The 21,430-nt window shown below is 41.7% G+C and carries 20 protein-coding genes and 2 pseudogenes; 11 read left to right on the top strand and 11 right to left on the bottom strand.

Features of this window, described 5'->3' with window-relative positions; all coding sequences use genetic code 11:
• Nucleotides 1-291 precede the first annotated feature (291 nt).
• Entirely contained in the window at nt 292-972 is a 681-nt protein-coding gene (locus H6G26_RS09315) for an SDR family oxidoreductase (RefSeq protein WP_190728983.1), read from the top strand.
• A 163-nt stretch (nt 973-1,135) separates the two neighbouring features.
• Here H6G26_RS09315 and H6G26_RS09310 read toward each other — a convergent pair whose 3' ends face one another.
• From H6G26_RS09310 to H6G26_RS09275, 7 genes are all read right to left on the bottom strand, one after another.
• Nucleotides 1,136-2,218, bottom strand: coding sequence for a cyclic nucleotide-binding domain-containing protein (locus H6G26_RS09310; protein WP_190728982.1), 1,083 nt, complete (start codon nt 2,216-2,218; stop codon nt 1,136-1,138).
• 63 nt (nt 2,219-2,281) lie between these two features.
• On the bottom strand, nt 2,282-3,430 hold the full coding sequence (locus tag H6G26_RS09305; RefSeq protein WP_190728981.1) for a hypothetical protein: 1,149 nt from the start codon (nt 3,428-3,430) through the stop codon (nt 2,282-2,284).
• Entirely contained in the window at nt 3,427-4,239 is an 813-nt protein-coding gene (locus H6G26_RS09300; protein ID WP_190728980.1) for a MinD/ParA family protein, read from the bottom strand. Before H6G26_RS09300 ends, H6G26_RS09305 begins: the two co-directional genes overlap by 4 nt.
• A gap of 56 nt (nt 4,240-4,295) precedes the next feature.
• Nucleotides 4,296-6,005: a Nif11-like leader peptide family RiPP precursor gene (locus H6G26_RS09295; protein ID WP_242053647.1), complete on the bottom strand. Its 1,710-nt coding sequence runs from the start codon at nt 6,003-6,005 to the stop codon at nt 4,296-4,298.
• A gap of 30 nt (nt 6,006-6,035) precedes the next feature.
• Nucleotides 6,036-6,245, bottom strand: a complete 210-nt coding sequence (locus H6G26_RS09285) for a hypothetical protein (RefSeq protein WP_190728979.1) — start codon at nt 6,243-6,245, stop codon at nt 6,036-6,038.
• Nucleotides 6,242-7,516: a nif11-class peptide radical SAM maturase 3 gene (locus tag H6G26_RS09280; protein WP_347242453.1), complete on the bottom strand. Its 1,275-nt coding sequence runs from the start codon at nt 7,514-7,516 to the stop codon at nt 6,242-6,244. The genes H6G26_RS09285 and H6G26_RS09280 overlap by 4 nt, the downstream gene beginning before the upstream one ends.
• A gap of 101 nt (nt 7,517-7,617) precedes the next feature.
• The gene (locus tag H6G26_RS09275; RefSeq protein ID WP_190728977.1) at nt 7,618-7,899 is read right to left on the bottom strand and encodes a Nif11-like leader peptide family natural product precursor; all 282 of its coding nucleotides are present in this window, start codon (nt 7,897-7,899) and stop codon (nt 7,618-7,620) included.
• 700 nt (nt 7,900-8,599) lie between these two features.
• Here H6G26_RS09275 and H6G26_RS09270 point away from each other — a divergent pair.
• The 8 genes from H6G26_RS09270 (at nt 8,600) to H6G26_RS09235 (ending at nt 16,516) form a co-directional block, all read left to right on the top strand.
• Nucleotides 8,600-8,932 (top strand): NHLP leader peptide family RiPP precursor, encoded by a 333-nt coding sequence (locus H6G26_RS09270; RefSeq protein WP_190728976.1) that lies wholly within the window; start codon nt 8,600-8,602, stop codon nt 8,930-8,932.
• Between the two features lie 85 nt (nt 8,933-9,017).
• Nucleotides 9,018-9,335: an NHLP leader peptide family RiPP precursor gene (locus H6G26_RS09265; protein WP_190728975.1), complete on the top strand. Its 318-nt coding sequence runs from the start codon at nt 9,018-9,020 to the stop codon at nt 9,333-9,335.
• A gap of 61 nt (nt 9,336-9,396) precedes the next feature.
• Complete coding sequence (locus H6G26_RS09260) at nt 9,397-9,747, top strand: NHLP leader peptide family RiPP precursor (RefSeq protein ID WP_190728974.1); 351 nt, start codon at nt 9,397-9,399, stop codon at nt 9,745-9,747.
• 86 nt (nt 9,748-9,833) lie between these two features.
• On the top strand, nt 9,834-10,181 hold the full coding sequence (locus tag H6G26_RS09255; RefSeq protein WP_190728973.1) for an NHLP leader peptide family RiPP precursor: 348 nt from the start codon (nt 9,834-9,836) through the stop codon (nt 10,179-10,181).
• 495 nt (nt 10,182-10,676) lie between these two features.
• Nucleotides 10,677-11,015: an NHLP leader peptide family RiPP precursor gene (locus tag H6G26_RS09250; protein ID WP_190728972.1), complete on the top strand. Its 339-nt coding sequence runs from the start codon at nt 10,677-10,679 to the stop codon at nt 11,013-11,015.
• 684 nt (nt 11,016-11,699) lie between these two features.
• Nucleotides 11,700-12,824, top strand: a complete 1,125-nt coding sequence (locus H6G26_RS09245) for a zinc-binding alcohol dehydrogenase family protein (protein ID WP_190728971.1) — start codon at nt 11,700-11,702, stop codon at nt 12,822-12,824.
• Nucleotides 12,825-12,875: 51 nt separating this feature from the next.
• A complete protein-coding gene (locus H6G26_RS09240; protein WP_190728970.1) occupies nt 12,876-16,217 on the top strand; it encodes a type 2 lanthipeptide synthetase LanM family protein in 3,342 nt (1,113 codons plus the stop codon).
• 41 nt (nt 16,218-16,258) lie between these two features.
• On the top strand, nt 16,259-16,516 hold the full coding sequence (locus tag H6G26_RS09235; protein WP_190728969.1) for a hypothetical protein: 258 nt from the start codon (nt 16,259-16,261) through the stop codon (nt 16,514-16,516).
• A 259-nt stretch (nt 16,517-16,775) separates the two neighbouring features.
• Here the strand turns inward: H6G26_RS09235 and H6G26_RS09230 are convergent, their stop codons facing one another.
• Complete coding sequence (locus tag H6G26_RS09230; protein ID WP_190728968.1) at nt 16,776-17,555, bottom strand: response regulator; 780 nt, start codon at nt 17,553-17,555, stop codon at nt 16,776-16,778.
• Between the two features lie 76 nt (nt 17,556-17,631).
• The gene (locus H6G26_RS09225; protein WP_190728967.1) at nt 17,632-19,053 is read right to left on the bottom strand and encodes a HAMP domain-containing sensor histidine kinase; all 1,422 of its coding nucleotides are present in this window, start codon (nt 19,051-19,053) and stop codon (nt 17,632-17,634) included.
• 791 nt (nt 19,054-19,844) lie between these two features.
• On the opposite strand from H6G26_RS09225, the gene H6G26_RS09220 reads away from it, so the two are divergent.
• Both H6G26_RS09220 and H6G26_RS09215 read left to right on the top strand, forming a co-directional pair.
• Entirely contained in the window at nt 19,845-20,525 is a 681-nt protein-coding gene (locus H6G26_RS09220) for a class I SAM-dependent methyltransferase (protein ID WP_190728966.1), read from the top strand.
• Between the two features lie 129 nt (nt 20,526-20,654).
• Nucleotides 20,655-20,885 (top strand): annotated as a pseudogene (locus H6G26_RS09215) (M24 family metallopeptidase); the annotation flags it as partial.
• 108 nt (nt 20,886-20,993) lie between these two features.
• Here the strand turns inward: H6G26_RS09215 and H6G26_RS09210 are convergent.
• On the bottom strand, nt 20,994-21,230 hold the full coding sequence (locus H6G26_RS09210; RefSeq protein ID WP_347242452.1) for a hypothetical protein: 237 nt from the start codon (nt 21,228-21,230) through the stop codon (nt 20,994-20,996).
• A pseudogene (locus H6G26_RS09205) lies at nt 21,231-21,430 on the bottom strand (hypothetical protein); the annotation flags it as partial.

Here is a 21,430-nt window from a genome sequence, read left to right as displayed (position 1 = left end):
TCTGAATTCCTCATCAAAGGCTACCGTTGGTGCTGAAGTTAAATGGCTTACATTAAATATTTTCCACTTTTATTTCTCCTTGTATTCAATCAATTCCAGGTTTAATGAGTTTTTTAGGAGAGTTATTTTCTGTTTCGTCATTAGTACCTGTTCTATTTAAAAGTGTAAGTAGTAAAATTTCTGAAAACAATCTACTTTTTTTTGATAAAACTAGCATTTTTTTAGATTTATTTTTTTAATAACAACGGATAGAATTTTAGATACTCTTGTAGAAGATTATGACAGAAAAATATGACTAAACTCATCTTGATTACAGGCATAAGCAAAGGTCTAGGTTATGCCATGACCGAGGGTTTTATTCAACAAGGACATACTGTTATTGGTTGCGCCCGTTCATCAGACGCTATCGATAAAATACGCCAAAAGTTTAGTGCGCCCAATGATTTCACATCTGTAGACGTGGCAAATGAACAGCTTGTAAAAAAATGGGCCCAAGACGTACTTCACAAATATGCACCGCCAGATATAGTGATTAATAATGCGGCAATTACTAATTACCCAGCACCTTTGTGGGAAATTCCCTCCGAAGAATTTTCTGATTTAATAGATATCAATATCAAAGGAGTAGTGAATATAATTCGCCATTTTGTACCAGCAATGGTGAAAAACAAACGGGGTATTATTGTTAACTTTAGTTCTGGCTGGGGACGTTCTACTTCAGCCCAAGTTGCACCATACTGTGCTTCCAAGTGGGCAATAGAAGGATTAACTCGTTCTTTGGCGCAAGAATTGCCGACTGGTATGGCAGCTATACCTCTCAATCCAGGGATTATTCATACAGATATGCTCTCTATTAGCTTTGGAGAAGAAGCTGCTAATTATACACCCGTATCCGATTGGGTATTGAAAGCTGTTCCCTTTATTCTCAAACTAAAACCCAAAGATAACGGGATTCCTTTGACTATACATTAAAGAGTGAATCTCAATTGCGTAGGCGTAGCCCGTCGTAGACATCGCTGCCGTCCGTCAGTTTTTGCTTAAGTTCCTGCAATCGGTCGATTTTCATAGTGTGCATCTTGAGGAGATGTGACAAACAGACAGCACTGTTAAAACAGTTATCAGTATCGAAATAAATCTAATTTTTTCTTAAACGGCTTAACATCCAATCAAATCTTGTTCCAGCCAGTGCCATACTATCTAAAATATTAGAATCCAGTTCATCTTCATATTCAACATTTTCATCCAATGATTGACCTTTGCTATAAATGCGTCTACCATAACCAAACCGACTGAACATTTCCTGTAATCGATTTGCAAGCAAGGTAGCAATCACCCGATAAAATCGAGAAGCAAAACCTATATCCTGTTGTAATTTTGCTGCTAATTGTTGTCGAGGAATTGACAATACAAGCGAGTCTCCGGTAGACCTGATAGTTGCAAAGGGTAAACGGGTATCAATGAAAGCTGTTTCTCCAACGATTTCGCCCTTAGATAATCTTGCTATCTCTCTGCTTGTAGTTTCGTCACCCTCTAAAGCTGCAAAGGCACGAGTTAAAGGATTGCGTTCATCCTCAGAAACAGAAACTGTCATTGTTCCATCTAGGAGGATATATAGCGCATCCACAGGCCCTCCCTCACGGATGAGTACTGTGTTAGCGGCAATTTTTTGGCTGCTTCCTGTAGCAATCATCCAATCGATGTCACTATCATGCAATTGTTCCAAAACAAACAGCATATCTCTGAGCGTATTGCTCTTAACAAGTTTGCTATGACCAAGTTGAGTGATTCTGTTTGCAAGTAGAATAGCGATCGCTCGATAAAATCGGCAAGCAAAACCAATATCCTGCTGCAATTTTGCCCTCAATTGCTGCTGAGAAATCGATATTACCACTGACTTTTCAGCTGCTTCAACAGTGGTAGCAGATGGACGGACATTAATAAACGGGATTTCTCCTATTATCTCACCACTTGAAACCCGTGCAATCTCTCGTCCTAATGTTTCGCTATCCTCCATCGCTGCAAAAGCTCGATCGAGAGGATTGTTTGTAGCTTGCGAAACAGTAATTGTGAATGTTCCATCAAGTATTATGTGTAGGGTATCCAGGGCTTTTCCTTGCTGCACAAGGATAGTGCCAGCAGGTATTTCCTTTTTTTGACCCGTAGCGATCATCCAATTGATGTCGCTATTATTCAATTCTTTAAGTAGAACTTCTGTCATAACTCATATAAATTTAAGTTCAGTTTCTGGATGCTCCGCTTGCCTCTTTGTGAGAGTTGTCAGTCATTGGTCTAGAATTTTTTGGATATACGAATGCGCCTGAGAGTCAGCCAATTCTTCTAATGTCAAATAAGTTAAAGCTATTAACATAATCGGTTGACTATTAAGAGTTCTTAACCCACCTCCATGTTCAGCATCAAAGCGTTCCAAATTCTCAGCAGCAGACTTCACTAATGCTTGCAGAATCTTAAATGCGCCCTTTGAAAGCGGCGGTTGACCTCGATAATTTTGCAATCTGCCTCCTTCTCGGTAATCTGGAAATGACTCTAGCCCCAGAAAACGCAAAAACCAATCAGCCCGATAGTGTCCGATAGCTGCCACAATACCTCTGTAGTCGGCAATCAATTCGTCGAGTAGATTATTCCGCATTGAGCCAAATAAGCGGTGTGTGAAGTAGTGAGTACATTCATGTTCTAGCCGAATATTTAGGGAAATACGCCGCCATTCTACTTCCGAAAGTCCGATGTCGCTGGCTGAAACATTGCTATAAAAACCGTCACTCAAAATAATCAACCGATCTTGATAGAGCTGCTTTTGCGGGATTAGTCGCCCAAATTCTTCTAACCAACTACTTTCGGAGCAGTTACCAAAATTTTTCACTGACCATTGTTGGCGATATTGGCGAACCCGATCCCAGTTGTTGAAACCAGTAACTATGCAAGCTCCCATAGAAGCGGGGACTGGCTTAGGTTCATTCCGCATTGTTAGCGCCTGTACCAAAGAAACAAAATCTTCTCGGTTTCTGGTGAGCAAAACCGGGATAACTCCAGCCAAGCTTTGATGTAGCATCAACTGGAGTTGTTCAGGTTGCTGCAAAATCAAACCAGTCGCCTCAATCATCCCATCCACTGGAATACCCTTACGAGTAGCAAAGCGGTATGTCTCTGTTTGGCTGATGCCTTCGAGTATGGGGAACTTTAACTGTACCAACTTGGTTGATAAAGCTTGAAAGACTCCTACCTCTTGAGCCAAAGTGGCGTATTCTTCCCAGGCGGCTACATGGGGTTCGGGTGGAAGCGGAAACTTGGCGGGGAGTCTTGAAAAACTGCGATCAAAAATGTTTTGATTGTAGGCAAGCAATTCTTCTGTCTCCCTTGCAGTAGCACCATAGGAGGCAAGTACATTAGCACGAAGTTGGTGTTGATTGCTCAAGAGCGATCGCCTCCCACCAATGCCTCTTTTAACTCAACTTTATCTACAATCTGCCGAGCAATTTCTTGCACCGTCTGGCTAAATGGATGGTCAGCGTAACGCAGGCAAAACAAACCACTGCTGGCTAACTGAATTATCTCTTCAGAAAGAGGCACAATACCAGCCACTGGAATGTTGTAGATTGTTTCCATTTGTTCTTGGAGAGCGTTGAAATCCATTGCTGGTAGCACCTTATTAATTACCAGCAACATTTTGTCCACCTTTAATTTTTTCGCCACCTCCACCGTTACCGCAGTACCCTGGAAGTCTTGGCGGTCTGGACGCAGGATGACGACTAAGATATCAGAAATAGCGATCGCTAGTAAGGTTTCTTCATTCAAACCAGGGTGAGTATCAATCAACAAATAGTCCAGGTTGAGATAGCGGATTAAATCCTCAAAGCCTTCGTTGAGTTTGCCTACGTCATAACCCTCGCGCAAAATACGGGAAATTTCCCCTGCCTTAATACTGGAAGGAATCAGGTAGAGGCTGCCATTTGCTCTAGATGTCTCCCCTTCCGCATTTAAAGTATGACTAACATCGTAGGCAGCATCTTTAATTACACAGCGCCCCCATAAGTAATCATTGAGGGAGCGATTCATCTTTGACTCGTCTAGACCAAAAATAATATGAATCCCTGGTGATTGAATATCGGTGTCAATAATACCTACACGTTTTCCAAGACGTGCAATAGTAGCGGCTAAGTTAGCAGTTAAATTTGATTTGCCCGTACCACCACGAAACGAGTGAATAGATACAATTTTGGACATAATGTCATACCCTAGCTATGTGAAAACTTTGATATAGTTGCTATCTGCGGATTTCTTCAATCAGCTACTTTTACAACGCGACCTTTAAGATTTTGTGCTTTTTGATGTAACTGCTGGAAATAGTCGGTTTCTGTTTCATCATTTTTGGCCATTCGCCCCTTGATTTTTTGGGCTTTTTGTTGCAGTTCCTGGAAGTAATCAGTCTGTGTGATATCAGCTACCTGACGTACCTTTTTCGCTTCGTCGATTTCAACGTTTAATTCCATCACTTGCTGTTTGAGCTTTCGCTCTCGCGCTTTCACCTCTTGAGCCATTTGCAGGAAAACGCGCACCAGCTGACCAATATCATCATTCGCATCAGACACTTTAGTTAACTGATGAGTATCAAAATCATCCTGCTCTACCAGTGATTGTGCTGCTTTTGTTAGCGCACGAATCGGTTTGGCAATACTCCGCGCTAAAATCAAGGCGATGATTGTTGCGATCGCTCCTACTGCCAGTAACCTGTAGCTGTTCTGCCAAATGAGTTCATTCAAGGGAGCATCAAACTGTGCGTGGGCTTTGTTCACCCCTAAAACCCAAGGTTGCTCTTGTAAGGGCGCAAAGCCAATCATTTGGCGCGTCTGCTCAATTGGGGAATAATAGCTGGTGTGACTTGTCTGTTTAGCTCCCACGATCGCAGCTGCCAACTCTGGAACGTCCAAGCTTTTGATGTGATCGACACCATAAAGCCTATCGGTTTCGCTCTGCTGTTGTTTGTTAGCTGGCAAGGGGACTAGGCTATGATAAAGTAGCGATTTATCAGGATGGCTAATGATTACGCCACGCTCGTCAACCAAGAAGGCATAACTTTGAGAGCCAGCCTGCAACGCATTTACAATCGCCCAGATGTCTTCTCCCTTGATTTTTAAAACCGCTACACCGACAATCTTACCGCCCTCAGACCGTACAGGATTGGAGAAGTAAATGCCTGCTCGTCCACTCGTTGTACCAACTATAATGCTAGAGACGTAAGGGCGTCCCTGAATGCTAAAGCGGAAGTATTCACGGAAAGCGTAGTTTTGAGCAATGAATGTGGGGTCGGTAGCACCAAGACAGCGCCCCTTTGTATCTATGATGTAGACAACATCATAGTCGGGGTTGGAGCGAAAGACGTTATCTAGCGTTCGTTGCATCGAGGAGCGGAAGGCTGTTTGCTTTTGGAGATTAGTAGCAGCCAGAAAACCCACTACATCCTTATCAGTACTGACTTGGACGGCAACACGCTGGATATCGATAATTAGCTGGTCGAGGCGACTAGCGTTACTGGTGGCTAAGAGTTCCAGTTTGCGGTATTCGCTGCCCTCTGCACTCTTGAGGCTCTCTTGGAGGTTGTGATAGGTGGTGAAGCTCATCGGTATGAGGGCAACTGCAAGCAGTGCTACCGAGAGTTTTGTTCTGATAGACCAGGCAGAGGGGTTAAATAACCGACGCAAGAGTTTAATTGAGCCGATTTGCTCTAAACTCGACCATACCTTGGTAGGTGGTTCGTAAGGGGCAACCTTTAGCCCACCTGCAATTGCATCTAGCTCTGCATCACTGATACTATCACCTGACTTTGAGATTTTAGCTAAAGCAGCTTCCCATTCTGGCAGTGTAAAAGTATAGCCAGCAGCTAGTACAATTTCTAGGCGTTGCTCATCACTGGCAGCGTTTTGGAGTTGCTTTTGCAACAGTTCATCCGTGGCTATCCGCTCATAAAAGGCTCGTGCGCTTTCAACAGACATACATTTTAAGAGGCTATTAAATCAGTTGCCTCAATCCCAGAGAGTAGCAGTAATTTCTGCCATGTCCAGGGACTGCTTCGCTTTAACAAGAACCTTTAAAAAGGCTCGCCGATTTTGCCAACCAGAACGCGGTAGGATCGGAGACCGAACATCTGAAACATTCAAAGACTCAAAATCATCGGTTCCTTCGTTGGGAAGTAGTTCTTTCTCTAAAGCAGGAGAATTAGTTGTTTGGCTCATATTACACCTCTTGCTAGGGCGTAAGTAGATTTGGGTTCATCCTGCCAGCTATCTGACCACTGGATGCGATCGCTAGTAAAGTGAAGTGAGTCATCAACAGGCCAAGGAGCTTCAATAGGTTCCTCAATTAGGGCAAATTCCCCGTTATCAAAGGGAAGCCCCTGCGCCCGCACTTTTGGATAAACTCGCTCTCGCATCCCCCGCTTTGCCTGCTCTAAGGCGCGATGGTGGCAATAAGGATTGTTCCCCCTGCGATCGAAAAATACGTGCGCCGTCCAGGTGCAACCTCCCCGGCAAAGTTCAGCATACTCACAAGTTTTACAGAATCCCCACAGGTGTTCTGTTCCTTTGGGAGTATCGGCATCAAGGTTAAACCGCAGTTCTTCTGTCTGTTCAACAATTTCCCGTAGAGAGCGGTTTCGGATATTACCGCCAGTGTAAGCTGCTGTCGGTAGTGAAGGGCAGCCTTTAATCGCCCCATCTGCCTCAAGACCCAGTGTAGACAGCCCTGCACCGCACCCTTGCCAAAATCCCCATTCATTCCCACCTCCGCGCATCAGCCGCTCATACGGGCCGTAGTAGCCGATGTTATTACCAGGTTGCATCCTGACTCCTTCACGGCTAGCCCGCTTGCTCACACGGGCAAGCATTGGGTAAAGATCTAGTAGTTCATACGGCTGGAGGAGAATGTCTGCGTTGTCTGCCGCGTTGCCCATAGGAACCGTAAGTTGAATCTGCCAAGCCCTAGCACCTGCATCACGAATTTGCTCGTAAATTAGAGGAAATTCTGGAGCAGATAAGCGGTTGATTTGGGTATTGCAGCCAAAATAGATGCCAACTTCTCGGAAGTGGCTCATAGTTTTGAATGCAGACTGCCATGAACCTTTTTTACCACGTAGGCGATCGTGGGTTTCTGCTGTGCCACCATCTATAGAAACAGAGACACTGGCAATCCCTGCCTGCTTCATCCGGTGTGCGGTTTCTAGGGAAATGCCAAAGCCTCCTGTAGTCATGGCACAGAGCATTCCCGCTTGCGTGATGGCTTGAGCAATCTCCAGCCAGTCGGGACGCATAAACGCTTCCCCGCCAATCAGCGTCACTTCTTTAATCCCTACTTCAGCCAACTGTTTGACTAAATCCAAAGCCTCTTCTGTAGAAAGTTCCTGAGTGCGGGCTTGCCCTGCTCTCGAACCACAGTGGTTACAAGCAAGGTTGCACTTTAAGGTAATCTCCCAAACGGCATAACTGATTCTGCGGTATTTCTTGGACACAACATTTTTCTCCATTTAGGAAATAAATTCAGTTATGTGGATGCTGTGTTGTGGAGAGAAAATACGTTTTTCTCTCCTTTTTGGCCATTAGCTGTACTCAGTTAATCAGCAAGGTTATAGAGTGCTGGCGTACCATAAACTGGTAGCACCATCGGTAATCCACCGCTAACTGCTTGCAATTCCGAGTCACTCAGTTCGCTACTAGCATTTGACGTTTCAAATTGAGCTTTGGCGGCTTCCCATTCTTCGGAAGTAAATTCATAACCAGCAGCTTGCAAGATTTGCTGACGTTCTTCTATAGAAGTCGCCTGCTCCAATTGCGATCGGAACGTTTCATCTGTAGTCATTCTGGAATAGAATGCCTTTGCACTTTCAATAGACATAGATTTCTCCCATTTTTTCGGTATTGCTTAGTGTGTAGCGGGATGCGATCGCTTCATTCAATTGAAGAGGAGCTTGAGTTATCAATTACCACTAACTAAACTTGAGTTTGGTAAAAAGTTTTCTCAAAATCAAGAGCATCACCACGAGTAGGATTTACCTAAGAACTATCAACTTAGCTTAGGAAATATAAGTTCTGCTCACAATGCACAATCTTTCAGTCAGACTAACCAATTTTTCGGTTTTGTAAGATACGTTATGGAATGCGATCGCTGGTTAGCTCAAATAGAGCAACTCTTGGCTTATAACTTCATATATACAGCCTATACACTACATTCTAGAGGGTGTTAATTGCAATTTCAAAACTTGAAATTTTCTTAAAAATTCAATCTTTTTGCTCTTGACATTAATTTAGCTTTATGAATTATTATTCAATTCATTTGCAAAGTAATAGATTAAACCTATCATCATAGAATCAAAAAAATGGTGAGTTACATCTAAAAATAAAGCATAGTAATTGTTTTAAATACAGGATTAATATAGTTGTGTCTTCAACAATCCTAACCTGATTGTTTAAGCGTAAAAAGACGAACGTTACAAAAAAGGCTGTTAATAATCACCAGATAATAATTGAGGTGCAAATTAAAGTTAATAGTCTAATAAGTAACTCAGGAAAACTTTACTCTATTTAGGAGAAAAAACATGAGCGAACAATCTACCCCACGCACTCGTAAAGATATTGAAGCACACATCATCGCCCAATCTTGGAAGGATGAGGCTTACAAACAGGAATTGTTGAGTAATTCCAAGGCAGTTATAGAAAGGGAATTTGGCATACAACTACCTGCTAATGTCAGTGTGAAAGTAGTAGAAGAAAATCCCACTAACCTTTACTTCGTGCTGCCAATGCGCCCTGACTTATCTGGAGCCGAATTATCTGACGAGCAACTAGAGACTGTCGCTGGTGGTATCTTACCAGCGGCGAGTGCTCTAGTTTCCGCTACTATTAGTTACCTTGCTGGCGAAAATTCATGAGAGGTTAAGATTACATACCATTTGTCAAGTTCATAGCCTTCAATCAGACTTCAATTCTCAAATTGTAATTTAGGAGATAGGAAACATGAGCGAACAACCCTCTCAACGCACTCGCAAAGACATCGAAACACACATCATTGCTCAAACCTGGAAAGATGAAGCTTACAAGCAACAACTGCTGAACAATCCTAAGTCAGTGATTGAGCGTGAATTTGGTGTGCAACTTCCCTCTGAGGTCAAAGTGCAAATATTAGAGGAGAACCCTACCACTCTTTACTTCGTGCTGCCAGTGCGTCCTAACTCGTCTGGATCCGAATTATCTAACGAGCAACTAGAGGCTGTTGCTGGTGGCACTGTAGTAGCTCCTATTGTTAGCCAATTTGTTACTGGCTTGATTAATTAAATTTCTCTAAGAGCTAAAAATTTCTGAACCAGTTGTTAACTCTTGATAGGAAATCACAAACATGACTGAACAAACTACCTCACACACTCGTAAAGATATTGAAGCACACATCATCGCCCAATCTTGGAAAGATGAAGCTTACAAGCAACAACTGCTGAATAATCCTAAGTCAGTGATTGAGCGTGAATTTGGTGTGCAACTTCCCTCTGAGGTCAAAGTGCAAGTATTAGAGGAGAACCCTACCACTCTTTACTTCGTGCTGCCAGTGCGTCCTAACTTGTCTGGAGCCGAATTATCTGACGAGCAACTAGAGGCTGTTGCTGGTGGTACCTCACCTGGTACTTTTGCAATAGGAGTACTAGCATCCGCAGCTTCAGCTGCGGCTGATAAAATCTCTGACTTGGTTAAGTAAATTTCTCTAGGGTATAGCCAGTTGAAACTATTAGAACACTAAAAATTTGTGAACCAGTCGTTAACTTTTGATACGAGATAAAAAACATGACTGAACCAATTTCCTCAAGGAATCGTAAAGATATTGAAGCACACATCATTGCTCAAGCATGGAAAAATGAGGTTTACAAACAAGAATTACTCAGCAATTCTAAAGCAGTGATTGCACGGGAATTTAACGTGCAACTACCTGCTGAGGTGAATGTGAGAGTGCTGGAAGAAAACCCCACTACCCTCTATTTTGTGCTGCCAATACGCCCTAATCTATCTGGATCTGAATTATCTGACGCACAACTAGAAGCTGTCGCTGGTGGCGTTACACCTGGTGCTCTTGCTGTAACGATAGCGGCTAATATGGGAGCAGCACTAGGAATTATCGAGGATCTGTCTGATTAAGGCTAGCAATTTGATTCAATTTGTCATCTTTAGGACTTACGCAGGTGTTATATTTTTTCGTTTAGGCTGTCCAGAGTCAAAAGTCCAGAGTCCAGAGTTAAAAATCATTTGACTTTTGACCCTTGACTCTTATATCAGAAGACAGGTATGCCAGTTGCGTAAGTCCTGATCTCTCAACTTGCACCAGTTGCAATAACCCCCTGAGAATAAATTCTCAGACTAATAGCTAAAGTCTTCACGCATAATACTATTTCACAAAAAATGTGATGCAGATGTAGGTTGGGGAGCCACTCACCTGGGCAGGTTTCCCGACCTGAGTGAAGTGGCGTTTGAGGAACGAAACCCAACACCTCAAAGTCTTCTAAATGTTGGGTTTCACTGCGTACCTTTACGCTACCGCAAGACAACCCAACCTACGCATCTATCTCATTATTTTCGTGAATTGGTATCAGTCATCAGATTTTGATTGTTAACCCTTGATAGGAGATAAAAAAAATGACCGAACAATCTACTCAACGGACTCGCAAAGATATTGAAGCACACATCATTGCTCAAAGTTGGAAAGATGAAGCTTATAAGCAGCAACTGCTAAGTAATCCTAAGCCAGTGATTGAGCGCGAATTTGGTGTACAACTGCCCTCTGAGGTCAATGTGAGAGTCCTGGAAGAGAATCCTACTACCCTCTACTTTGTCCTACCGATACGTCCTAACTTATCTGAAGTCGAATTATCTGATGCGCAACTAGAAGCTGTCGCTGGTGGCGTTATACCTGCTTTGGTTGGTAGTGTTGCTTTTTACGCTAGTAACGCTCTTAGTAAAGCTCTTACAGATTAGTTTTGCTATAATCCCGGATTTCTCACAAAGGTTTAAACGAGTAGCCCAAAACGCTTATGCCATTTAGACTTGAGATAAAATACCCCGTTCACATACTGCTGTGATTCATGCAGTGTCTAAAACGCTCAAAATCTAAGCCTGATAAAGGTTTGGTCATAGCGATGCCTACGGCGGCAAGCTACGCACCGCTTGTGAGAAATGCGGGTTTAGCTTTCACCCCGTACAGCAAAGTATATATAAGTAATTTTTAAATACTTTGGATATGACGGGGTGATAACTACTCTGAACTCAACTGCGTTAGTTATTTTTTAGGTTGGTAATAAGCACTTAAGTGCTGAAAAATCCCGAACTAAAGTACCGACTACGAACTCATTTTTGACTCCTAATTAGTGCGATAAGCCACTACTAATTGTTACTACCTAAATAACAATAGTAAAAGCAAATTGTACAGCGAGTATCTACAGAGTCACTCCATTTTAAAACTTCTAATTTACTCAAAAATTGGTTTGAAAGTTTAGCAGCTATAGCAATCCTATTTGAGTTGTAGTTTTTTCGTTAAGGCTGTCATTAGTCATTTGTAGTTTTTGACAAATGATTTGGGACTGCTATATACGTTTTAATTGAAACTTGTGACTATTGAATAGCAAATAGCTTGAATTACTATCGTTTAAGAGAATTAAGCTCATGAGAAACGTTGCAATTTGTGGTAGCAAAATCAAAAATTCAATATCTAACTATAATTCTGTTGAAACCATAGAGATGAATGGGATTTCTGTATTTTGTGGTTTGATTCATACTGGAGATATTCATTTTGACAGAAATGCTCCAGAGAATCGCTTCAGTGTTTTAGTAAAAAAAAGAGCTTTTTCTTGTAACTACCGTGATAAGAATTTCATTTTTAAAATGACTACTAAAGGGTCTGATAATTCCTTTTATGTCGTTTGTTCAGACTTTGTTGGTGAAGTAATTGATATTGGCTCAGAAGTAACAGAGGTACAAATTGGAGATAGGGTTATTAACAATAATGCTTATCCAGAATCAGGAGTTAAAGGTATACTCCCAGGTATACCTACCAACAATGCCTCAAAAGAATATCAGGTGTTTCATCAGGTAAAGTTAACAAAAGTGCCTCAAGAAATGCCTGATGAAGTTGCTGCTGCATTTAGTATTGGGGCACAAACTACTTATAGCATGATTCGGAAACTGAATGTAACTAAAGGTTCCAACGTTTTAGTTACTGCTGCTAAGTCCAATACTTCCTTGTTTGCAATTAATGCATTAAGAAAGCATAGTGTCAATATCCATGCCACAACTACTTCAATGCGTTTTGAGGAAGAACTCAGAGCAATGGGAGTTAAGGAAGTTATTTTGATTGAGCGATCGCCTAACAGTTTACTTGAGAATCAAGCTCTTAAAAAGATTGTTTCAGGCATTGGTGGATTTGATTGCGTGTTAGATCCCTTTTTCGACCTCTATCTGGGACAAGTAGTTAATTTGATGGCTACTGGTGGCAGATATATTACCTGTGGACTTTACGATCAATATTTTGACCTCATTGGCCAAAAAATCCCCTCATTACATTTAAATTGCTCACGCCTCATGTCATCAGTCATGCTCAATAATTTGCAAATAATTGGTAATTGTATTGGTCAGACAGATGATCTCAAAAATGCCATACAAGATTATGTTTCAGGTAATCTAAACGTAGTCGTAGATTCTGTATTTAGTGGTAAACAGATAGGTGCTTTTTTCCATCGCACCTATAACGCTCAAGATAGATTTGGGAAAGTCGTCTATAAATATGATTAATCTAACTGAAAGTCAACATTTGTTCAATTTAAATACTACAGGTTAGAGAACATGGTTAGTGAAATTGTTCCGACATCAGATATATCAATTGATTTTTATCAGGAAAGGCTGGTTTTTAAAGACAAATTTTCTACGCAAGACTTAATTAAAATTGTCGAAAAAGCTAGTACAATTCCTGAACGTCTGAGCGCGGGATTTGTTGCCAATGAGTCTGAAGCAGATGAGCATTTAATCAACTCCCGATCGCAGAAATGGTGTCAGGTTGTTGCTAAAGGAAATCAGCAGAAATTTGAAAAGCGTTTAGATTGGGATGGTTTAGACATTAGTACTGTTCGCCGCGCTTTAGGTAGCGTCAGTTTGGCTGATCAGCGATATCTACCAAGTTGGGTAGAAACTTTGAGGGAGGCGATGCAAGCTGCTGACTGGGATTCTAATCAGAATGATTTAGAGCAGCGTCAGTATTTAAATCCCCAAAAGCCACTTCCTTTTGAAGAAGTGCTGTTACCATTTGTTGATGTAGCAAGTAAGAGATTGGTTGAGCGAGCTGGTTCTAGCTATCAGCTATTATCAAAAGCAGCTCACACCCAACTAGAACGTAGTCTTTTAAAACAGTTAACTGGTCTTTGTGTCTCTCCTTTGGATCTGGAATTTTCAATTTTTCGCTCTTTTAACGATTCTCCACTAATTCGAGCGATCGCACAACTACAAGATAATTTTTCTCGGCAGCAGTACACTAAGTTTGTTAAAAACTTGCTTAACGATGGGTTGCTATCTTTCTTCCAAGAATACAGCGTACTGGCTCGATTGGTAGCAACAGCTATGGATTTTTGGGTTGATGCTGTAGCTGAATTCCTCCTCAGATTAGCTTCAGATTGGGGCAAAATTCAGCTGACCTTTCAGGGAGAGGAACTAGGACAAGTAGTTGCTGTTGACTCAGCGCTTTCTGACCCCCATAATTGCGGACGTTCTGTGATTATCGTTAAGTTTGCCTCAGACTTAAAGCTGGTTTACAAACCTAAAAATCTGGGCTTAGAGCAAGCTTATTTTGAGTTGTTAGCCTGGGTTAACCAACAAGGTGTTTCTCTACTGTTCAAGCTGCTTAAGGTTATTAACTGCTCCAGTCACGGCTGGATGGAGTTTGTGGATGCCATACCCTGTCAAGACCAACAGGCAGTTAAACGCTATTATCAGCGTGCTGGGATGATGTTGTGCATCGTATATGCCTTAAGAGGAACAGACTGTCATTGTGAGAACCTAATTGCTTGTGGAGAACAGCCAGTCCTCGTAGATTTAGAGACACTTTTACATCACCGCACTTGGGCGAATAAAGATGATGCTGAGGCTCAAGCTTTAGCAAATGAACGCTTACAAGATTCTGTAGCTGGTACTGCTCTGTTACCAGGATGGCAACTTATACCTTATGGACAGACTGAGGGGCTGAGGCTGGATTTGAGTGGTTTGGGAGGTTTTGGCGAACAAGAAATGCCTTACCGGGCGCTGAAATGGAAACACATAAATACAGACGGTATGGCGATCGCGCACGAATACACCAAGATGCTACCACAACAAAATCGACCTTTTGGGGAAGGTGTTGATGCATCGCTGAATAACCATCACAAAGAACTCATAGATGGTTTTCACCAGATGTACCAGTTCTTAATGGAACATCAAGAAGCGCTCTTAGCGGCTGATAGCCCGATAGCAGCATTTGCTCACCAGAAAGTACGCCTGGTACTTCGTAACACTAGCGTTTACTTTTCAGTCTTACAGAAGTCCCTGAATCATAAGTGTCTTCGAGATGGTGTAGAACATAGTATAGAGTTAGACATTCTAAGTAGAGCGTTTCTAACCTCAAAAGATAAACATCCTTTCTGGGCGCTGTTAGCCGCAGAAAAACAGGCTCTAGAACAGTTAGATATTCCCTTTTTCACTGCTTATTCAGACAGTGATGCCATAGCCATCAACCCTGAGCAAACAATCGATAAGTTTCTCAATCGCCCTAGTTATGATGATGTAATTTCCCGCTTGCAACAACTTAATGATGGAGATTTAGCCCAGCAGATTAGCATTATTCAGGGTTCACTCTACTCATGTCTGTCCAACGAGCATCTGCATTCGTTGCCACTACAAAGCACCGAACTGTGTGAATACACAGTTACTCCCTTAAGTCAAGCAGCAATGTTGCAGCAGGCGATCGCGATCGCTCAAGAAGTACAGCAGCGAGCAATTCGTGGCAATAATGGCACTGTCGCTTGGATCGGTATGGGATATATCTCTGAGACGCAAAAGTTCCAACTACAACCGCTAGGCTATAGTTTATATGATGGTTGTTCTGGCATATCTCTATTTTTGGCAGCACTAGCATCCGTTACGGGCAGAGCAGAGTTTGGTGATTTAGCCTTGGCTTCGTTACAGTCCTTACGCAAAACTCTATATGGCTCAGATGGTGATTCTCAGCAAAAGCTAACTGAGCAGATGGGTATCGGTGGTGTTAAAGGTTTAGCATCTATTGTTTATACCTTCGTTCGCATCGGCGAATTTTTGGGCGAGGCGGAGCTAATTCAAGATGCCCAAAAAATAGCCTCTTGGATGACACTAAATGAAACTGCTGTTCATCAAAGCTTCGGAATTATGAACGGTGGTGCTGGAACTATTCTCAGCTTATTAGCTTTGTATAAAGCAACTCAAGAACGTGCAACCCTGATGCAGGCGACTGCTTGGGGTAAGCATCTGTTAGATAACTGCATTACTACTGATGGCAATTATAAAACTTGCACAAACAGCGATCAGAAGCTAGTAACTGGATTTTTTGATGGTGCAGCTGGTATTGCCTACGCATTACTACAGTTATATATAGCTACTAAAAACCTTGTCTTTCTCTCAGCTGCTGAGGAAGCTATTGCCTACGAGCAAAAAGTCTTTTCTGTAAAAGGCAATTGCCCAGACTTCAAGTCAACTTGTATGGACAACGGTACACTCTCATCTATGACTGGCTGGTGTAATGGTGCATCCGGCATTGCTATAGCTTGCCTGGAACATTTAGCAGTTTTAGCTCAAGATGAAATTCTCCAAGAGACTGAAATTGCTTTACAAATAACAGCTCAGTTAGACTTACAAGCATTAGATAACCTGTACTGCGGTAACTTTGGTCACATTGAGTTGCTACTAATAGCAGCTAGGCAGCTTTCGCGCCCGGAATTACTAGAAATAGCCCAAAAGCAGGCAGCCTCGGTTGTAACCAGGGCAAACCAATCTGGTTGTTTTCAACTACTCCCAAATCTGCCAGATGAGGTTTACAATCCTGGTTTCTTCTTAGGAAAAGCTGGTATTGGCTACGAGTTATTAAGGTTGGTTCATCCACATTTACTGCCCTCAGTATTACTGTGGCAATAATTACCCGCATTTGCATTATTGACAGAACTAAGGAGTTAAGTATGAAAACTAAAGTTTGGACATTTAATCTTTCCGATGGTCAACATACTGTTGAGCTAGATCACGGATACTGGTCTGGAAAAAGGATCATAAAAGTAGACGGACAACTGGTAGAAGAGTCACAAAAGTTGTTTGACACAGGCAGTGAGCATCGTTTTGACGTGAATGGGAATTCGTGTATTTTGCGAATACGTCCGGGAACTTTAGGAGGTTTAACTGGTTTTGAATTTGAGCTTTTTGTAGATGGACGTTTAGTTTAACCATTCCGACAATCACTATCTATAGCAGTCCTAAATCATTCATGAATAATAAGATCCCCGACTTCTTTGAGAAGTCGGGGATCTTAGTCTATCGATTTTTACAACTCATTTAGGATTGCTATAGTACCGCTTCGTGTAATTCGTAATTACTGTTGCGTAAGGGTTTTAGACATTTCAAATGGGTGGCTTATTTACACCAAGCTGTACTAGTAAAGTAAGCGGACGATCTGCTCGCCCGCTTACTTTACGAATTGCTGTACTATGCCTCTCTCCAAGCTTGGGGAGTAGTTCCGTGATATTGACGAAACTGACGAAAGAAATGACCCTCTGTCTGATAGCCCACCGCCTCTGCGATCTGATTTACTGACTGGTCAGTTTCTCGAAGCAAAAAACATACCTCTGCCATACGACGAGCGACAATCCAGCGATTTACTGTTTGTCCAGTTAAGCGTTTTACCTGGCTAGTTAAATAAGCCGGAGAGTAACCAACAGCTTGGGCTACCTCATCTAACCCAATAGATTGATCATAATTCGCTTCAATAAAATCGAAGACTTTACTCAACTGGGGACAGTCCGGAAAGATGAAATGCAAAGCTGCTGTTTTTCCGGTGTCAGTGATATTTGATGTTTCCACGCTCTGAGATTGAGCAGTGTACCAGTTCCTTACAGTTGCTTGTTTTTCCAGTCGAGTTGCGATCGCTTCCAATAATTCCTCTACTGTTGAGGGCTTGGTAAGATAGTCGTCTGCTCCCAATTTCATGCCTTGACGAACCTCAGTTTTAGAAGATTTGGCGCTGAGAAAAATGAAGGGAATTGTTGCCGTTAAAGGGTTTTGGCGCAATGTATTCAAAACACCATAACCATCTAGTTCTGGCATCATAATGTCGCACAGTACCAAATCAGGCAAGTGTTCTTGTGCTTGCTGAATACCAACAAGACCATTTTCCGCAGCGATCGCTTCAAACCCTTCTGCTTCTAAACTATCTAAAAATATATCTCGGCTTTCGGTTTCATCTTCAATCACTAGAATTTTAGTCATAGTGTCCCCTTGATGTTAAGCGTCAGATAAATTATGAATTTTCATAGACTTTCTGGCTGTCCGCTTGCAGAGATTGTCACTGCACTGGCAGGGCAATTGTGAATGTAGTACCTATCCCAACCTCGCTGGCAACTGAAATTTGACCACCATGCATATCTACAAGCTTTTTGACAAGTGCTAATCCCAATCCATTACCAGGGATATTGCCGACATTCGTACCGCGATGAAATGGCTTAAATAGTCGTTTTTGATCTGCTACAGAAATGCCAATTCCTTGATCCTTAATCTGGAAAATCGCTTTTCCATCCTGGCAAGAAACTACTAAATCAATCGTGCTATCACTCGGTGAATACTTGACCGCATTCGAGAGCAAATTCCTGAGAATAGGCTGTAGCAATTTTTGATCTACGCAGACTGTACAATCACCTTGGCTAATTAAGGTGACTGCCTTGTGAGGCGTCTTTGGTAACGCGGATATTGGGAAGTTTTTCTGTTGTTCAGAGTTGTTGGAGTAGAAGCTTTCTTTGCTCGAAACTTCTCCCTTAAAAGACGCGACGGGGGATTCTCTCGGTAGTACCAAGTGGTGTGGTTCTTCGCAGGAGAAAATTTCAAAAGGGTCTCTTGGCATCAAGCAAGGGGCGTTGCTTTCGTTCAAATTCATTTCTGCCAATATCTCAGTGCACAGTTGAATCGGGTTAAGTGGTTTTGGCTCAAACTTGAGCTTTCCTGTTTCTGCTCTACCGTTGAGGAAAATTTCATCCATCAATTGGCTGATTTGTTCAACTGCCATTTCCAAGCGCTGCAAGTATTGTAATTTTTTCTCTTCAGTCCACCGATGAAGATGACGTTTCAGTAGACTAGCGGATAGTGAGATGATATTTAACGGAGTGCGAAATTCATGAGAAAGCATAGAGAAAAAGTGCGCTCTGTGTTCAGTGAGTAGTTTTTCTTGTTTTAAAGCCGTCTCTACCTGCTGGCGCAAAACTTTCTCCTGGCATAACTGCTGATTAGCGTCTCTTAATTCAGCTGTAAGCTGTTGGACTTTGCAGTCTAATACTTCATTAACCTTTTGTAAGAGGATAGACACCTGCTGGCGTTGACTGATATTGCGGATCAAGATACAGCCATATTCCCTAGAGTTGTATTCCAAATAGATAATAGTAATTTCTACGGGAAAGGTATGATCTTCTTTAGTTCTATATAAAGATTCAAAATATAGGTAGCCCTGCTCTTTAATAGTTCTCCAATGCTTTGACCAGACTGCTGGCGAAAAGTCTGGTTTGATGTCGTGCATAGTCATAGAGAGTAATTCTTCACGAGAATATCTCACCAAACTACACGCTGCATCATTAGCGTAGAGAAACCGCGCATCTGGCTTTACCCAGAAAACTGCATCTTCCATATCAACAATTACGGACCTAGTATGCTGTAACTCTTTTTCTAGTAGCAGTCTGATTGGAAAGTTGTTTTGCTCTAAAATGCGGTTGCTAATAACCATAGTTCAAGCCACTGCAATTACTGAATAAGCTTTTAAAAATGACTTTTCATCACTAAGCTGCTGGTTACATCTGGTTTAATACGACTTTTGTCGTATTAAACCAGAATTACCGCTTCCTGCAAACTACGAAAGCATTTCAATCCTTTAAGTCAGGCTTTGTTTTCTCGAATTCATCGAAAGCGACGATAAACTTTATTCCTTTGTGCGTGGAGTTTTTTATACTCATAACCTATGTAGTTTCGATACAGCCCCTATTTGTTTCTCTTGCTAATGCAACTTTTTTTACGCGAGTATCGGATTTTGGTTACAAAAGTTTACTTAGCTTTTTAAGCAAAAGTCAGTTTTTTGCTTCGGATTACTAATCAGGAGGTTGTCCCTTGTCTTGAAAAATGTCAAGATTTAGTCACAGATTTAATAAAAATAAATTGCAATAAGCATAAGTATTATCAACGAAGTCTAAGGGCTATGGAGCTTATTTTATCTGCATCCTAACGTTTTTTGTCCCCCCGTCAGATGTAGGCGGTAAGCGTAGCCATGCCGTCAGGCATATCACGCTGTTCTTCCTCTGTCAACTCTGGAATTTCGACAGCAGCAACCGTAATTGTTGCTGAACCTGGATCTACTTGCTAGGAGATATCCTTTCCTTATTTGCAGAGTTAGCAGATGCTTTTGAATCGGTAGATGCAGCAGAGGTGGCTTTGTTGCGTTTAGAAGGTGGTTTAGGTATGATTCCTTTCTAGTAATCTAACCTGTTAAAGCAAAAGGTATTACCTTTATTAAAAATTAAAACAATGAACATTCAAGAAGCTTTTAATAACGCTGCCGCAGATTATGATAACTTACGCCGCATCTTAATCCCCTGTTTTGATGAGTTTTATAAAACAGCAGTTGAAATTATTCCAATTAATCGCCAGGCATCCCTGAAAGTTTTAGATTTGGGCGCTGGTACTGGACTTTACTCAGGTATGGTTCAATCAGTCTTTCCTAATGCAGAATTCACCTTACTGGATTTAGCTTTTGAGATGCTAGAAAAAGCTCAGTTGCGATTTAGCAAGATGGGGAAGTTTCCCCGACTTTTAATTGGTAACTATGTAGAAGTTGATTTGGGTGATTCCTATGACCTTGTTATATCAGCCTTATCTATTCACCATTTGCCTGATTATAATAAGAAACTTCTGTATCAAAAAATTTATAATATTCTCAATCCAGGAGGGATGTTTGTTAACGCTGATCAGGTGTTAGGCAAAACTACTGATTTAGAAAAACTCTATCGTCAACACTGGCTGAATTCTGTACTTGCTTTGGGTGTTTCACAGGAGGATCTCAAAACCGCACAAAAACGTATGGAATACGATTGCATGACACCCCTCGATGTTCAAATTAGTTGGTTAGAAGCCGCAGGTTTTCAAAATGTAGATTGCTGGTACAAAAATTTTAGCTTTGCAGTATTTGGTGGGTATCGACCAACTTAACCTTAAAAGGTTTGTTTAATCGCAGTGGAGCATCCGCAAGTTATTAAGAAATATTTGAATATTTCGGAGGTATTTACCCCAGTGGCGTTTGCACAGAAGTTACTCGACAAGATTGATTTGAAGCTGGACAATGAAGTTGTTTGTCATGGAATCCCCAACTCTAAACAAATTCTCCAAGACAGAGACATCATCAATATCGATGTGACTCCAATTCTAAACGGTTATTACGGTGATACTTCTAGAATGTTTCTCTTTGGCAACCCATCAGCAGTAGCCAAAAAACTAGTTGAAGTTACTCAAGAAAGCATGATGCGGGGAATTGCTGAAATTAAGCCTGGTGCAAGAATTGGTGATATTGGAACAGAAACAGGAGTGGAAATTTGGACTCTTTCATAAATTGGAGGCGCAAACGCCAACATCTCTTCGTCCCACCGATGCTAGCCTGTTGGATCAACATGAATGCGCTAGCTAACCATTTCTGCGCTGACGATTGGCGGCAGGTATTGCTGTCTGGAGTGTACAACTGTATTCTTTAACATGACTGACTACGCCCCAATAACCCGCTTTACCTCTCAAGTCTGGGTTATCTTTTGGCAAGAGAATGCATATTTCACCAATATGGTAAGGATTGGGGATTTTAATCCTTTGGCGTATCCTATCCACAACATCTTTCACTATGCGATCGCTAGGGAATGTTATTGCCATCTAATCAATAATTCCTAATGTTGTTGCTCCTATAATTGCAGGGCTTAAAGCTTGCAAATCAAAGTTACCGCTTGCTGGGTTAACAAATAAAGGGTCTTGCCCAATAATGTTACCGCTTCCAGTATTTTTGAAACTGCCGTTGTAAACAAGGTTATCTTCAAAAGAGAAACCTGTGGATTTTGAGATCGGGTTAATGGCTT

It is taken from the genome of Nostoc sp. FACHB-888, assembly GCF_014696655.1.
In the GTDB taxonomy this organism is placed as follows: Bacteria; Cyanobacteriota; Cyanobacteriia; order Cyanobacteriales; family Nostocaceae; genus Nostoc.
Note: the sequence above shows the minus strand (reverse complement) of the source record. Positions and strands in the feature narration are given on the sequence as shown.